This window comes from Streptomyces sp. NPDC057486, from assembly GCF_042802415.1.
GTDB classification, from domain to species: domain Bacteria; phylum Actinomycetota; class Actinomycetes; order Streptomycetales; family Streptomycetaceae; genus Streptomyces; species Streptomyces yanii.
Map to the genome: position 1 here is coordinate 13,353 of NZ_JBHVEE010000061.1, position 14,903 is coordinate 28,255.

General features: G+C 69.8%; 12 protein-coding genes and 1 pseudogene. 8 read left to right on the top strand and 5 right to left on the bottom strand.

Annotated elements, in window-relative coordinates; all coding sequences use genetic code 11:
* Nucleotides 1–87: 87 nt before the first annotated feature.
* Both ACFU6I_RS26165 and ACFU6I_RS26170 read left to right on the top strand, forming a co-directional pair.
* A complete protein-coding gene (locus ACFU6I_RS26165; protein ID WP_384371093.1) occupies nucleotides 88–1,608 on the top strand; it encodes an agmatine deiminase family protein in 1,521 nt (506 codons plus the stop codon).
* Nucleotides 1,590–1,772: a hypothetical protein gene (locus ACFU6I_RS26170; protein WP_384371095.1), complete on the top strand. Its 183-nt coding sequence runs from the start codon at nucleotides 1,590–1,592 to the stop codon at nucleotides 1,770–1,772. The genes ACFU6I_RS26165 and ACFU6I_RS26170 overlap by 19 nt, the downstream gene beginning before the upstream one ends.
* 107 nt (nucleotides 1,773–1,879) lie before the next feature.
* Here ACFU6I_RS26170 and ACFU6I_RS26175 read toward each other — a convergent pair whose 3' ends face one another.
* Nucleotides 1,880–3,616 (bottom strand): amidase, encoded by a 1,737-nt coding sequence (locus ACFU6I_RS26175; protein ID WP_384371097.1) that lies wholly within the window; start codon nucleotides 3,614–3,616, stop codon nucleotides 1,880–1,882.
* Between the two features lie 175 nt (nucleotides 3,617–3,791).
* Between ACFU6I_RS26175 and ACFU6I_RS26180 the strand changes: the two genes are divergently transcribed.
* Nucleotides 3,792–4,514: a TetR/AcrR family transcriptional regulator gene (locus ACFU6I_RS26180; protein ID WP_384371099.1), complete on the top strand. Its 723-nt coding sequence runs from the start codon at nucleotides 3,792–3,794 to the stop codon at nucleotides 4,512–4,514.
* Between the two features lie 77 nt (nucleotides 4,515–4,591).
* Here ACFU6I_RS26180 and ACFU6I_RS26185 read toward each other — a convergent pair.
* The 4 genes and pseudogenes from ACFU6I_RS26185 to ACFU6I_RS26200 form a co-directional block, all read right to left on the bottom strand.
* Nucleotides 4,592–4,752 (bottom strand): annotated as a pseudogene (locus ACFU6I_RS26185) (CGNR zinc finger domain-containing protein); the annotation flags it as partial.
* A gap of 735 nt (nucleotides 4,753–5,487) precedes the next feature.
* Nucleotides 5,488–6,645 carry an agmatine deiminase family protein gene (locus ACFU6I_RS26190; RefSeq protein WP_384371101.1) on the bottom strand — a complete coding sequence of 386 codons (1,158 nt, stop codon included), beginning with the start codon at nucleotides 6,643–6,645 and terminating at the stop codon, nucleotides 5,488–5,490.
* 91 nt (nucleotides 6,646–6,736) lie between these two features.
* Nucleotides 6,737–7,630 carry an IS982 family transposase gene (locus ACFU6I_RS26195; protein WP_384371103.1) on the bottom strand — a complete coding sequence of 298 codons (894 nt, stop codon included), beginning with the start codon at nucleotides 7,628–7,630 and terminating at the stop codon, nucleotides 6,737–6,739.
* 117 nt (nucleotides 7,631–7,747) lie between these two features.
* Nucleotides 7,748–8,389: a TetR/AcrR family transcriptional regulator gene (locus tag ACFU6I_RS26200; RefSeq protein ID WP_384371105.1), complete on the bottom strand. Its 642-nt coding sequence runs from the start codon at nucleotides 8,387–8,389 to the stop codon at nucleotides 7,748–7,750.
* A gap of 172 nt (nucleotides 8,390–8,561) precedes the next feature.
* Between ACFU6I_RS26200 and ACFU6I_RS26205 the strand changes: the two genes are divergently transcribed.
* The 5 genes from ACFU6I_RS26205 (at nucleotide 8,562) to ACFU6I_RS26225 (ending at nucleotide 14,877) form a co-directional block, all read left to right on the top strand.
* On the top strand, nucleotides 8,562–10,256 hold the full coding sequence (locus ACFU6I_RS26205; RefSeq protein ID WP_384371107.1) for a serine/threonine-protein kinase: 1,695 nt from the start codon (nucleotides 8,562–8,564) through the stop codon (nucleotides 10,254–10,256).
* A 109-nt stretch (nucleotides 10,257–10,365) separates the two neighbouring features.
* Complete coding sequence (locus ACFU6I_RS26210; protein ID WP_384371109.1) at nucleotides 10,366–10,947, top strand: TetR/AcrR family transcriptional regulator; 582 nt, start codon at nucleotides 10,366–10,368, stop codon at nucleotides 10,945–10,947.
* Between the two features lie 377 nt (nucleotides 10,948–11,324).
* Nucleotides 11,325–12,035: an urease subunit gamma gene (gene ureA, locus ACFU6I_RS26215; protein ID WP_384371111.1), complete on the top strand. Its 711-nt coding sequence runs from the start codon at nucleotides 11,325–11,327 to the stop codon at nucleotides 12,033–12,035.
* Nucleotides 12,032–13,780, top strand: coding sequence for an urease subunit alpha (locus ACFU6I_RS26220; protein ID WP_384371113.1), 1,749 nt, complete (start codon nucleotides 12,032–12,034; stop codon nucleotides 13,778–13,780). The genes ureA and ACFU6I_RS26220 overlap by 4 nt, the downstream gene beginning before the upstream one ends.
* Nucleotides 13,781–13,860: 80 nt before the next feature.
* Nucleotides 13,861–14,877, top strand: coding sequence for an agmatine/peptidylarginine deiminase (locus ACFU6I_RS26225; protein ID WP_384371115.1), 1,017 nt, complete (start codon nucleotides 13,861–13,863; stop codon nucleotides 14,875–14,877).
* The last annotated feature ends 26 nt before the right edge of the window (nucleotides 14,878–14,903 follow it).

Here is a 14,903-nt window from a genome sequence, read left to right on the forward strand (position 1 = left end):
CCGCCCGCCCCTCCCCGGACAGTGTCGTCCGGCCCTCTCCATGGAGGGGCGACCCACCGAAGGAGTAATGCCAAGGCCCTGCCGCACATGTCCCGTCGCGGTTTCGGCGTCGCCGCCCTCACGGCCGCCGCTCTCCCGCTGCTCGGCCGCACCGCCTTCGCCGCCCCGAACGAGGACCCGCACCACGTGCCGGCCGAATGGGAGGCCCACACCGCCTGCGTGATGGCCTGGCCCTGGAACAGGCAGGTCGGCTGGGGCGGACTGCTCGCCGACGTCCAGGCCGAGATCGCCGGGATCGCCCGGACCATCGCCCGGTTCGAACCCGTGGTCATGGTCGCGGAACCGGGCCAGGCAGCGCGGGCGCGCACCCAGTGCGGCAGCACCGTCACGGTCATCGAGTACCCGGTCAACGACTGCTGGACCCGCGACACCGGCCCGATCTTCGCGGTCAACGCCGGGAATACCCACCGGATCGGCGGGGACTTCGCCTTCAATGGCTGGGGCAACAAGTACCCTTACGGCAAGGACGACTTCGTGCCCGTCGGCGTGTGCGCGTACCTGGGCGACCTCCGCAAGCCCGTTGACATGGTCCTGGAGGGCGGAGCCGTCCTCACCGACAGGCAGGGCACCCTCGTCACCACCGAGGAATGCCTACTCAACCCCAACCGGAACCCCAGCATGCCCCGCGCGCAGATCGAGGCCGCACTGCTCGCCGCGTACGGGGCCGGCAAGCTGATCTGGCTGCCGTACGGGCTCCACCACGACGACATCACCAACGGACACGTCGACCTCGTCGCCGCCTACCTGGGCCCCGCCAAGATCCTCCTCCACACCCAGCCCGACCCCACCAGCCCCAATCACGCCAGGATGGCCGCCAACAAGGCGGTCCTCGACGCAGCGACCGACGCCTGCGGCCGGCCCTTCCAGGTGGTGGAGATGCACCACCAGCCGCACTTCCGCCAGAACGGCCTGACCGTCGAGACCTTCAGCTACACCAACTACTACCTCACCAGTGGCAGCGTCGTCGTACCCATCGCGGGAGAGCCGGCGGACGCCCCCGCCCTCGCCCAGTTCGCCGGCCTCTTCCCCGGACGTGAGGTCGTCGGCATCCCGGCGCGAGTCCTGGCCTGGGGCGGCGGCGGCGTCCACTGCGTGACCCAGCACGTCCCGGCGGTATCAGTGGCTCTGGGCGAGGCCCGGTCCACGAAGGACCGGGCGGGCGGCGGTTACGGCCTCGACCCGGAGCGGATCTGGGTGACCGTCCACCACTCCGACACCGAGTCCGCGGGACCTGGTCGCCTGCATCGCCGAGCAGTTGGGCGCACCCCGCGCCGAACTGCCCGAGAAGATCGCGGGGCTGCTCGACCGGCTCAAGGTCGCCGACCGGGAGAACGCCCGCCTCAAGCAGCAGGCCACCATCGCCCGCGCCGTCGAACTCGCCGGGGGGGGGTGATCGACGTGGGCGGCGTCCAGGTCGTCACCGCCACCGCCGAGGGCGGCGCGGACGGGGCCCAGGCCCTGGCCATCGCCGTCCGTGACCGCTTCCCGCCGGCACTCCCGGAGCCGTCGGTATCGGCACGGGAGCGGGCGTGGTCGTCGTCGCGCTGAACAAGGCCGCCCGCGAGGCGGGCCTGAACGCGGCCTCGCTGGTCAAGCAGCTCCTCGGCGGACGTGGCGGCGGCTCCCCGGAGCTGGCCCAGGGCGGCGGACCGGCCGCCGGCCGCCTCGCCGACACCCTGGCGGAACTGCCCCGCGTGATCGGCGGCCGCTGATCCGGCGGTGGGGAGGGCGTGGCATCCGGCCACGCCCTCCCCACGTTGCGGGCGGTTGCTCGCTTCCGCCGCCGGCCGTCGCGATCCGCCCGGAGGATTCCGTCAGGTCACTCCGCCGGCAGGCGCGGCGTGCGCGGCGGCACCGTGCGCCGACTGCCGGTCTTCTCGAAGGCCGCCGCGAGGGACAGCAGGGCGTTGTCGTCGTAGGCGCGGCCCGCGAAGGTCAGCCCGACGGGCATGCCGGTGTCCGTCATGGTGCCCATGGGGACGGTCACGGTCGGGATGCCGAGGTGGCGGGGGACCAGGTTGCCGTTGGCGACCCAGACGCCGTTGCGCCAGCCGAGGTCGGCGGACGCCACGTCGACGTCCATGTCCGCGGGGCCCACGTCGGCCACCGCGGGGAAGACCACCGCGTCCAGGCCCAGTCCGTCCATCCACAGCTCCAGGTCGACGCGGCGCGTCTCCTCCAGCCCGCGCAGCCCCTGCTCAAGGTGCGGCATGTCGGCCAGGGACGCGTACGGGCGCTCGCGCACGAAGCGGGGGTACTCGCCGATCGTGTCGTCGAAGCCGTCGTACCGGTCGGGCAGTTCGCCCTCCTGCTTGGGCCAGATGCGGTCGCCGTCGACGTCGGCCAGGGTGGAGAGCGCCGGGTCGCCGTTGGCGCGCAGGAAGTCGTCCCAGGCCCAGGCGGACAGGTCCTCGATCTCGAAGGTGAGGTATTCGGGGCTGACCAGTCCGCGGGTGAGCAGCGAGGGTGCCCCGGGGCGGTCGGACTCGTAATTGGACACCACGGGGAAGTCGACCTCGACCACCTCGGCGCCGGCGGCCTCCAGGTCGCGGCGGGCGGCCTCCCACAGGGTGATCACCGAGGGGCGCGTGTCGATGCGCTGCCCGGTTTGGCCGCCAATGCCTCCGTCGGGGTTCGTTCCGGAAGCGGGGTCGGCGTTGATGTACATCCGGGGCACGCCGACGCGCTTGCCGACGAGCGCGGAGGCGGCGGCCTCGGCGTCGGCCGGTGCGAGGGCCGGGTAGGAGGCGGGGCGTACCTGCGACGCCGAGGGCAGCTCCACCCACGGCTGTGCGCGCCACAGGTCCCCGCGCGTGTGCGGGTCGTCGGCGACGATGACGTCGAGCAGTTCGAGCAGGTCGGCCATGGTGCGGGTGTGCGGGACCACGACGTCCATGGTCGGTACGAGCGGCCAGTTGCCGCGGACCGAGATCACGCCGCGGCTGGGGGTGTAGGCGCACAGCGCGTTGTTCGAGGCGGGGGCGCGGCCCGAGGACCAGGTCTCCTCGCCGAGGCCGAACGCGCCGAAGGACGCCGCCGTCGCCGTGCCGGAGCCATTGGAGGAGCCGGAGCCGTAGGCGCTGGTGAGCCAGTCGGCGCTGTACGGGCTCTCCGCGCGGCCGTACACGCCGCGCTGCATGCCGCCGTTCGCCATCGGCGGCATGTTGGTCAGGCCGATGAGGAGCGCGCCGCCCGCGCGCAGCCGCTCGATGGCGAAGGCGTCGCGCTGGGCGACGAGGTGCTCGAACGCCGGGGATCCGGACGCGGCTGTGAGCCCCTCGGCAAGGTAGCTGTCCTTGGCGGTGTACGGGATGCCGTCCAACGGGCCCAGTGTCTCGCCGCGGGCGCGGCGGGCGTCGGATGCCTCCGCTTCCGCCCGGGCGTGCGGGTTCATCACGACCATCGCGTTCAGAGCGGTGGTCGTACCGGGCCGGTCGTACCCATCGATCCGCGCGAGGTAGGCGTCGAGCAGCCCGACCGCGGTCGTCTCGCCCTTCTCCAGCGCTGCGCGCAGGTCGGCGATACAGGTCTCCACGACATCGAATCCGCGCGTCATGTGGGTGTCTCCTGGGTGGCGAGTAGGGCAGGCGGGCCGCTGGCCGTCGGGGCGGCCGCGCATAGCTGGCCGTCACACACCCCATCGAACTGACTAGATTTTCAGTCTAGACTAAGAGTCTAAACCGCCGGAACCTAGACTTGGGACCTGGATTTCCGGAACCGAAGGTGAGCTCATGCCGACGTCAGAGACCGGGCCTGTGCTGCCCGACCGCCTGCCCCCTTCGGAAGGCGTGATCGGGTCGGCGGGCGGCGAGACCGGCGCGGCCTCGCGGCCCGCGGCCCGGGTCCCGATCGACAGGAAGCGTCAGCCCAGCGGGGACGAGGCGCGGGAGCGGGCCATGCGGGCCGCCATCAGCGTCATCGCCGAGAAAGGCACGGCGGCCCTGCGGATGTCGGACATCGCCGCGCGGGCCGGCATGAGCACCGGGCACATCCTGTACCACTTCGGGAAGAAGGACCGGCTCCTGCTGGAAGTCCTCGTATGGAGCCAGGCGGACCTCTGGACCCGGTTCCAGCAGGCCGCCGGCCAGGCGGCGTCTCCTGCCGAGAAGCTGGACCTGTTTGTCCGCTTCTACCTGCCCCGCCATCAAGGCGACGAACGCTACGCACTGTGGACGCAGGTACTGGCCCAGCGCCACGACGAAGCGGGCCGACAGATCCTCACCGAACTGCTGGACGGCTGGGACGAACGCCTGGAAGCCATCCTTCGTGAGGGCCGGGACCTGGGACACTTCGCCGACGTGGACCTCCCCGAGTTCACCATCCGGGCTGTGGCCATGCTGAGCGGTCTCTCCGAGGACGTGATGTTCGGACGGTCCCGCTGGCAGCACATCTCCGCGCACGCGTTCGCCCTGACCGCCCTCGAACGAGAACTGCGTCCTGCCGGTCAGGGGTGACGACGGGAACCTGGTGACCGCGCGTCACCAGCGGAATAGATCCGGCGCTCTGGGAGATCACCCGTGAGTGCGGGGCGTCAGGCCCGCCGCGTGACGTCCTGCTCCACCAGGCGCTTGCGGGCCCGCCAGGCCGAGACGTCGGCGCGTGTGCCGCAGCGGTCGGGGCAGTAGCGCCGGGAGCGGTTGGTGGAGGTGTCGAGGTAGGCGTTGCGGCAGGCGGGGCCTGGCAGAGGCCGAGTCCGATTTGCGTCATGCGGGCCACTGTCCTGCGGTTTTCTTTAACCTGTTTCCTGTTGACATGTTTCCGATGACGCACCACGTGGAGTGCGTGGCGATTCTGGAGCCTGCCCAGAAGGGCCTCTGACCTGCGGTTATTCTCGCTCCTCAGGTTTCGGGGGGTTGGGCCGACCTGTTTTCAGGGATGCACGACGTGGAACGCGGACAGTACGTCTGACCTGCGGCTTCGTGCGGCGGCGCGCGGGATGACGGATGCGTTGCCCTGACTTTTCAGGACGGGTGGGGAGCCGCCCCGACGCTCGTTTGACGCTGTTTCCGAGGGGGCGTCAGGTGTGCCGGTCTGGTGTTCCGCAGGTGATACCGGTCTGGTGTTCCGCAGGTGATAGGGGGAGTGACCGCTTCTCTCACCGCCGTGGCCCGCCCCCATGTGAGGCGGGCATCCCGTTCTTCGCTTCACCCGGTGCGGCGGTCGATCGCGTACGCGCTCAGCAAGCCGTGGCCGATGCGCTGGGCGGTCGTGCAGCAGGGCGAATTGCGCGAGTGCGGCGGGGCGGGTGGCGTGGGCCGGGGGCGCAGAGGTGAGGGCGAGCGCAGCGCCGGCGCCTGCGCTGAAGGCGGTCCTGCGTGAGCGGCTGCGGCCACGGCGAGAAGGATGATTCCCGAGGCGACAAGTCTGCCGGGGGCCGGTGACAGGCGTCTCATCGCGGCCACAACCGTTCCATGCGGTGGGAGGGTGTCAGCCGACCGGCTCGCCGGGCTGGTCGTGTGTGGCGCAGTGGATACCACCGCCTCCGGAGGCGATGGTGTCGATCACGACCGGCACGATGTCGCGCTTCGGGAAGTGTTCCTGGAGAATTCCCCGGGCCCTGTCGTCGGCCTTCCGGTCACCGAACCGAGGCATGAACACCGAGTCGTTGGCCACGTAGAAGTTGGCGTACGTCGACACGAAGTCGTCACCCTCGCCCGTGATCCTGTCGAGGTCGGGCTGCGGCAGGTCGATCACTTGGAAGCGCCGACCACGGGCATCGGTCGCCTTGTTCAGCACCGACCTGGCCTGGTCGGCCGCGCGCGACCAGGAGTCCGGGAGCGTATCGGGGAACGCCTGGTCCAGCAGAACCACGCCCGGAGCGGTGAACCGGACGAGGCTGTCCACGTGGGCGTCTGTGATGTCCTGGCCGCGTACGCCCTTCAGCCACACCACCTTCCCGACACCCAGGGTCTCCTTCAGGTCGGCCTCGATGTCGTCCCTGCTCATGCCCGGGTTGCGGTTCTTGTTGACGATCGAACTCTCGGTGATCAGCAGGGTGCCCTCGCCGTCGGTCTCGAAGGAGCCGCCCTCGGCGACGAGGGGGGCTTGCGCGCGTGGGATCCTGTATTTGGACAGGAGGGTCCGGCCGACGCGGGCATCGTTCGTGTGCTCCTGCTTGCGGCCCCAGCCGTTGAAGTTGATGTCGACCCCGACGACTTCGCCGTCCTCCTCGACGAACACCGGTATTGTGTCGCGGGCCCACAGGTCGTCGACCGTGAGAGGGATGACCTCGACCTGCGAGCCGCAGGCCCGTTGGGCGGCCTTCTGCTGGTCGGGCCTGGCCATCATGACGACGTACTCGTAGTCCGCGACGGCGCGGGCGATGCGGGCGATGTCCTCGCGGACGTGCGGCAGGTCCTCTCCCCACACCGATTCCAGAGCGGGCCACGACATGAAGGTGCGTGCGTGGCTGTCCCACTCCGCGCCGAACCGGCGCTCTCTCTGGGCCGTGCGACCCGAGCCGGTGCCGGAGGTTCCGGAGTATGCCGAGTTGCTCGGGCCGCAGGCCGCGGCCCCGAAGGCGAGTGCGCCGAGCCCGGCGAGGGATCGGAGAGCTGTGCGGCGGGTGGGGGGAAGGTGGGACACGATGTGCTCCGATCGTGGACACATAAGGCTATCCGGCGGCGTCGGACACGACGCGGCGGTCCGCGGTCCTAGACGAGTCATTCCGATGTGATCAGTGGTCGTAAGCGATCAAGGATCGTGTGACGGGCTGGCCGGTCTTGTGGTTGTGCCAGATCGCGGCGGCCATCGCGAGGATGCGTTGGGCGACGCGGACGGCGACACCTTCGAAGGTCCGGCCACCGTGCTGTTCCAGGTCGAGCTGGCCTTTGAGGGTGTCGTTGACCGACTCGATCAGCTGCCGTACCGACTTCAGAAGGCTCTCGCCCCTGCGCTTCTTCTCGCGCTTGAAGGAAGGACGCAGTAACTCCGCGCCCCGGAAGGCCAGATCGGCCTCGAACTCCTTGGAGGCGAAGCCCTTGTCCGCGATCACCAGCAGGCTCGGCCGGTCCGTGGCCAGGTGCGGTTCGCGGTCCAGCATCGCCGACAGCACCTCCCGCTCGTCCAGCTTCGGGTTGGCCAGTGCCCAAAGGACGGGCATCCCGGTCGGGGTGCACACCAGGAACAGGCGCAGGCCCCAGAAGAACCGGGAGTGCGAGGCGCAGTACCCGTATCCGGCCCAGCCGGCCATGTCCGACCGCTTCACCGTCGGACGCGAGCGGCCGCACTCCACCGGCGTGGAGTCGATGATCCAGTGGTTGTCGAACCAGAAGTCCGTATCGACGGCCAGTAGCCGTATTGCCTTCTTGACCAGCGGCAACGCTGCCCGCAGCCGCTTGTTCCAGCCTGGCTGCTTGGGCACGTACGGGAACATCGCTCCCAGCCGGGAGTCCACGAACCGCGGCCAGCGCGACTCCGAGGTGAAGCCCAGCAGAGCCTGCGCCACGGCAAGGGTGACCAGCTCGGAATCCGTCAGCCGCGGCGGTCGGCCAAGCCATCGGGTACCTCCGATCTCGTCGTCGATCTTCACGTACAGTGCGGTCAGCAGGGCGTCCAGGTTGTTCGTCACACAACGATCTTGGACGCCCTGTCTGCGTTCCCGGACACACCGTCAGCATTCGGAATGACTCGTCTAGGGGTGGGCGGCCGGTCGGCTACTGACCGTACTGTGACACTGACTGAAAAGTCAGTCAAATAGATCCTGGCTCGACGGCAGGGCGCTTGCCGTACGGTGGACCGGGCACCGGGCGTGCCGGGCGAGGTGTGCCACCTCCGCCTCGATCGCTCCGCGCATCCGGGCGCGGGCGTCCTCCAGGGGCAGGATGTCGCTGAGCCACCGGGTGCTCAGACCTTCGAGCAATGCGGTCAGCCGTTCCGCGGAGGCGGTGAGTGCGGATTCCGGTGCCGCCGGCTGGACCCTGCCCAGACAGTCGGCCACCTCGCGGACCCAGATCACGTCGGCAAGGGCCAGTTCACCCCGCAGTTCGGGATCGAAGACGGCGCTCGCGCGCAGCTCGCCCCAGGCAGTGCTGTTCTCGCGGACGTGCGGTATGTCCTGGAACTCCAGCAGGAGCGCTCGCTCCAGCCGGCGGAGCGGACGGTCCGGGCGGGCGGTGCCCGGCTGCTCGGTGGTGTAGCGCTCGGCACGGTTGTTGACGTAGGCCAGTGTCCGCCGGAGCAGGTCGGCCCGGTCCTCGAAGTGGTAGTAGATCAGAGCCTTGGAGACGTTCGCCTCCGCCGCCAACTCCTCCACCCGCAGCCCCCGCACGCCGCGTCGCGCGATGACTCTGGCCGCTGATTCGAGAATGGCCGTTCTGCGGTCGCTCACCGTCGTCCTCCTCTGGGGCGTCTTCCGGTGACGCCAGTCGATCCCTGCCTCATATTGACTGAAACTTTAGTCAAGTGCACGATTCGTAGACGGCCAAGCCCGCCCCGTGTTCCGACGGGTGGGGGCCGGTCCACCTCACGCTCCAGTTCCGCATCGCCGAAAGAGTCAGCGCATGTCCACTCAGCCTCCCGGCGCGAAGCCTGTCCGCACGACGTTGTCAGCCGATGACCCGCACGAGATCGGCGGCTACCGCCTCCATGCCCGGCTGGGCTCCGGAGGCATGGGCGTGGTGTATCTCGCGTACACCCGGGGCGGGCGGCCCATCGCGCTCAAGGCGGTGCGGGAGGACTTCGCGACGGACCCCGGTTTCCGCCTTCGGTTCGCCGACGAGGTCGCCAGCGCTCGACGCATCCATGGACTGTTCACCGCGCAGGTGGTCGATTCCGGGGTCGACGACCCGGTCCCGTGGCTCGCCACCGCCTACGTTCCCGGCCCTTCCCTCGCGCAGGTGGTCCAACGCCACGGTCCGCTTCCGCCGCGCACGGTGCTGCTGCTCGTCGCCGGAATCGCGGAGGCGTTGCAGGCTATTCACGGGGCCGGGGTCGTCCACCGGGACCTCAAGCCCGCCAACGTACTGATAGCCGAGGACGGTCCGCGCGTCATCGACTTCGGCATCGCCCGCGCGGCCGACGCCACCGGTCTCACCTGTACCGGCCTGCGCATCGGGACCGCCGCGTACATGGCGCCCGAACAGGCCATGGGTCTGCCCGTGACCCCTGCCGCCGACGTCTTCGCGCTCGGCGCTCTCGCCGCGTACGTGGCCGGTGGCGCACTGCCCTTCGGGACCGGACCCGAGTCCGCCACGCTGTACCGGGTGGTCCATGAGCCGCCCGACCTCTCCCGGGTACCGCACGACCTGCACGATCTGCTGTGGGGCTGCCTCTCCAAACGGCCGGAGGTCCGGCCGGCGCCGGACGACATCATCGCGGCCGTCCGCGCGCACGCACTCGTCTGCCCCTCACTCGAATTCACCCACGGCTGGCTCCCCGCCGGTTTGCGCAGCGAGATCGGACAAGGCGGCGAGCACGCCGCGCCCACCCCAGCGCACACGGCACCCACCCACGCCGAGGTGACGCCTACCTATGCCCAGCTGGCGCCCACCCACGCGCAACCCACCCTTGCGGCAGACGCGGTGCGTGCCCCGAACTCCGAGGGCGATACCAGAGGTGGCGCTCTCGCGGACGAACGGAGCCGGGACGTCGGTGCCTCTGCGGATCCATCGCGTCCTCGTCGGAGGCGTCGGCGCCGGGGCGTCACCGCGGGGGCAGCCGTTGCCGCCGTGCTGATACTGGCCGGTGCTGCGCTGCACTTCTCGGATCGTCCGGGGAAGGCCGATGTGGATGTCTCGGACACGACGCGGCGACTTGGCCCGCCGACCCCCGCGCCGGATCCGCCGCCGTCCTCTGCCTCGTCGACGCTCCCACCCCCTGCTGTGTACACGCCGGGCTACGCGGATGCTGAACTGACCGCCCCCGATGAGAGCTACGAATTCGATCTTCAGGCCGGGGAAGTGGTCCCTGCCGAGACCGCATCCTGGTATCTGGCGCGGAGCGGGAACACGTTCGTGCCGCCGGAGGACAGCGACGCCTTCGTCGGGGCCGGGTACGTCCTCAGCCCGGCGGACTGCGAGCGGGGAATCGAGACGGAGCCGGTGACGGAACTGCCCTTCGACGATCTCGACGATGAACGACCGTTCTGCGTCCGAAGCCCCGACCAGAGGGAGATCGTGATCGTCCGGCTCGTCCACGCCGAGGCGGAGGACGGGCCCGTCACGGTCGTCCTCAGCCACTACACCAGGAGCGAATGACGCACCCCTTCGACGTACGGGACCCGTCGGCCGACAGGTCGGGCGACGCCTCTCGCGGACGTACGGCCGGGGGAGAGCGGTGACGGCCCGCCAGGTAGGGTTGGTCGTCATGGCGTCCCGCAATACCCGGATTCTCGAAGCGGCCGCACGGGTGATCGCCCGGCGCGGTGTCCGCGGCCTGCGTGTGGAGGAACTCGCGGCCGAGGCGGGTGTGTCCACCGGGCTGATCTACTACCACTTCAAGGACCGCACCGGGATCCTGCGCCACACGCTGGAGTTCATCAACAACCGGGCGGAGCGCTACACGACGGTCCGCGACCCGGACGCGCCACCTCTCGGCCCGCGCGAGGAACTCGAACAGATCCTTCTCCTGGAACTGCAGGACACCGAAGAGGTACGGGAGAACAGCACAGCGTGGGGAGAGCTGCGTTCGAGCGCCGTCTTCGATCCGGCTCTGCGTGAGGACCTCGCCAGAGCGACGCTGGTCTGGGTGCAGGAAGTGGCTGCCCTGCTGGGCCAGGTGAAGCCCATGGCGCCTGCCGCGACGCTGGCCGCCGCTGCCGAGAGGCTCACGGCGCTGCTGGAGGGGCTGAGTATGCGCTGGCTCAGCGGCGGTCTCCGCGTCGACCACGCGCGGGCCCTCATGGAGGGCGCCATCGAGGCAGAACTGACGGGTCTCGAACAGCGGTAGCGGACTTCCTCCCCCGTTTCGTTCCGGCACGTGCCGGCGCGCCCTGTTCGTCGGCGTATTCGCTCATCCCTTGAGGGTGGCGGCCCGCACTTTTGTGCTCGGTTCGTCTGGGTGCGTCGCAGCTCTTGACTGAATTTTCAGCCAGTGTCACAGTGATGCCACTGAGGGCCTTATGGCCCTCCTCTTCTTATCCGCCTCGAACAGCTGAAGGCGTGACGGACGTCCTCGCCGCCGACGGAGGGCGCAGCCCGGCGGACACGGTCCCGGTCGAAGGGGCCCGGCATGCGGATCGATCCTCGAACGAATTTTCGGAGGAAGAACATGTTCCTGACAGTTGTGATCCGGGTAGGGGCCCATATGGTCCGTCAGAGGCAGTCATGCCGCTGACGCCCACGGAGCAGGACCGGCTGCTGCTGTTCACCGCGGCAGAACTGGCCCGTGCCCGCCATGCGCGCGGGCTGCGCCTCAACGTCCCCGAAGCGACCGCGCTGATCGCGGACACGGTGTGCGAGGCAGCCCGTGACGGGCATCGGCTGGCCGCAGCGCTCGAGCGCGGCCGTTCCGTCCTGGCTCCCGACGACATCCTGCCCGGGGTCGCGGACGTGGTCACTGAGATCCACGTCGAGGCCGTCTTCGAGGACGGCTCCCGGCTCGCAGTCGTCAGCGACCCGTTCGGCGGGGGCCGCCTGGGCGAGGTGGCACCCGGCGCCGTGCTGCCCGGCCCGGCCGACGCCGACCCCGAGCCGGCCCTGGTGCTCACCGTGCGCAACACCGCGCCGGTGCCGATCAGCGTGACGTCCCACTTCCACTTTTTCGAGGCGAATCCGCGCCTGAGCTTCGACCGGGCCGCCGCCTACGGCATGCGGCTGGCCGCCCCGGCCGGCTCGTCGACACGGTTCGACGCCGGATGCGCGGTCGAGGTCGGCCTCGTCCCGATGGGTGGAGCGCGGACGGTCATCGGCTTCGCCGGCCTGGTCGACGGCCCGCTGGACGCCCCCGGTGTCAAGGAGGAGGCCCTGCGCCGGGCCGCCGCCTGCGGATACCTCGGCGTCTCCGAAGCACACGGACAACCAGGAGCAACCCGATGAGCAGGCCCTCCCGGCACAGCGACCACTGCGCGCCCGGCAGCCGACACATGGATCCCCACGAGTACGCCGCCGTACACGGCCCCCGCGCCGGCGACCGGGTTCGGCTCGGTGACGCTGGGCTCGTCGTTCGCGTCGAGTCCGACAGTCAGAAGCTCGGCGACGAGTTTCTCGCCGGTTTCGGCAAGACCGCGCGCGACGGCCTGCACCTCAAGGCCGCCGCTGTACGCGAGACCTGCGACGTGGTGATCAGCAACGTACTGGTGATCGACGCAGTACAGGGCATCCGCAAGGTGTCTATCGGCATCCGCCAGGGCCGCATCCACGCGATCGGTCGCGCCGGTAACCCGGACACCCTTGACGGTGTGGACGTCGTTGTCGGTACGGGCACGACGATCGTCTCGGGGGAAGGGCTGATCGCCACCGCGGGCGCCGTCGACACCCATGTGCATCTGCTCTCGCCGCGGATCATGGAGGCGTCCCTGGCGTCCGGCGTCACGACGATCATCGGCCAGGAGATCGGTCCGAGTTGGGGGGTCGGCGTCAACTCGCCCTGGGCGCTGAAGCACGCCTTCAACGCCTTCGACGCATGGCCGGTCAACATCGGTTTCTTGGCGCGTGGTTCGTCTTCCGACCCCGCCCCGCTGGTGGAGGCCCTGGCGGAGGGTGGTGCCTGTGGTTTCAAGGTCCACGAGGACATGGGCGCGCACACCCGGGCCCTGGACACCGCCCTGCGGGTCGCGGACGAACACGACGTCCAGGTCGCCCTGCACAGTGACGGCCTCAACGAGTGCCTCACCGTCGAGGACACCCTCAGCGTCCTGGACGGCCGGACCATTCACGCCTTCCATATCGAGGGCTGCGGCGGCGGACACGTCCCGAACGTCCTCAAGATGGCGGGCGTGCCGAACGTCATCGGCTCGTCCACCAACCCCACCCTGCCGTTCGGCCGGGACGCGATCGACGAGCACTACGGCATGATCGTCTCCGTTCATGCCCTGAAAACGGACCTGCCCGGTGATGCGGCCATGGCACGCGACCGGATCCGGGCCGGGACCATGGGCGCGGAAGACGTGCTGCACGACCTCGGCGCCATCGCCATCACCTCCTCCGACGCGCAAGGCATGGGCCGCGCCGGCGAGACGATCCGGCGCACCTTCGCCATGGCGGGCAAGATGAAGGCCGAACTCGGCCCGATGGAGGGCGACGGTCCACATGACGACAACGGCCGCGTGCTCCGCTACATCGCCAAGCTGACCATCAACCCGGCCATCGCCCACGGGCTGGCCCACGAGATCGGCTCCATCGAGGTCGGCAAGATGGCCGACATCGTGCTCTGGCGTCCTCCGTTCTTCGGCGCGAAGCCGCAGATGGTCCTGAAGAACGGCTTCCCCGCCTACGGCGTGACCGGCGACCCCAACGCGGCCACCGACGCCTGCGAACCGCTCGTGCTCGGACCACTGTTCGGCGCCCACGGGGCCGCGCCGGCTGATCTTTCGGTGGCTTTCGTGAGCCGCGCCGCCGCCGAATCGGGATCGTTCGGCGGGCCTCACGACGCGATGGCGACGCGTCGTCGGCGGGTGGCCGTGCGCGGCACGCGCGGCATAGGCCCGGCGGACATGATCGCAAACAGGCGCATGGGGGAAGTCCAGGTCGACGCGCGCGACGGCCTGGTCACCCTCGACGGGGAGCCCTTGCGTTCGGAGCCGGCCCAGGGCGTCTTCCTCAATCGTCTCTACTTCCTCTGAGCGGTTTACCCACGCCCCGAGCACTGACTGAACTTTCAGTCGAATTTTGAACCGTTGATCACCACAGAAATGAGCCGGTTATGACCGCATCATTCCGTATGCCCGCCGAGTGGTTCGAGCACGAGAGCTGCCTGATGGCCTGGCCCACGCGCCCCGACCTGTGGGGCGACGTCCTCGACACCGTGAAGGGCGAGTACGCGAACGTCGCCCGGGCCATCGCGGAGTTCGAGCCCGTCACCATGGTCGCGCCCCCCGGCTGGGGCGCGGACGCCCGTGAGCGGTGCGGCGATGACGTCACCGTTGTCGAGCTGCCGCTCGACGACTCGTGGTTCCGCGACAGTGCCCCGCTGTTCGTCCTCGACGGTAGCGGCCGCCGCGCGGGCGTCGACTTCCGGTTCAACGCCTGGGGAGGCAAGCACGCCCCCTTCGACGCCGACGACCGCATCAGCGGCCTGCTGCTCGAACACCTGGCGATCGAGCGCGTCCACTCCGACCTGATCCTCGAAGGTGGAGCGATCACCGTGGACGGTGAGGGGACGCTGATCACCACCGAGCAGTGCCTGCTTCACCCGAACCGGAACCCCGGAATGCAGCGGGAGGGGATCGAGGCCGAGCTGAAGGCCAGGCTCGGCGTCACCAAGGTGATCTGGCTCCCGTACGGCGGACTGCTCGACACCGAGACCGACGGCCATGTCGACGGCGTCTGCGCCTTCGCGGGTCCCGGCAAGGTCGTCGTCTCGCTCCCCGACGACCCCGCGCACCCCGACTACGCCCGGATGCGGGCCAACCGGGCCGTACTGGAAGTCACGAGCGATGCGCAGGGCCGGCCGCTGGAGATCGTCGACATCCCCCAGACCGCGTTTTCCGACATTGCCGGCGGCGAGGTCGAGGTGTCGTACCTGAACTACTACATCGCAAACGGCGGTGTCGTCGTCCCGGTGGCCGGCGTACCGCAGGACGAGGCCGCCCTCGAGGTGATCGCCACGGCGTACCCCGGTCGCAAGGTCGTCGGCGTAAAGGCGCCCGCGATCGCGTACGGCGGCGGCGGCGTCCACTGCATCACCCAGCAGATCCCCGCCGCGCGCCCCACGGCATGAACCCGTCCACCATCCGGCCGACAGAC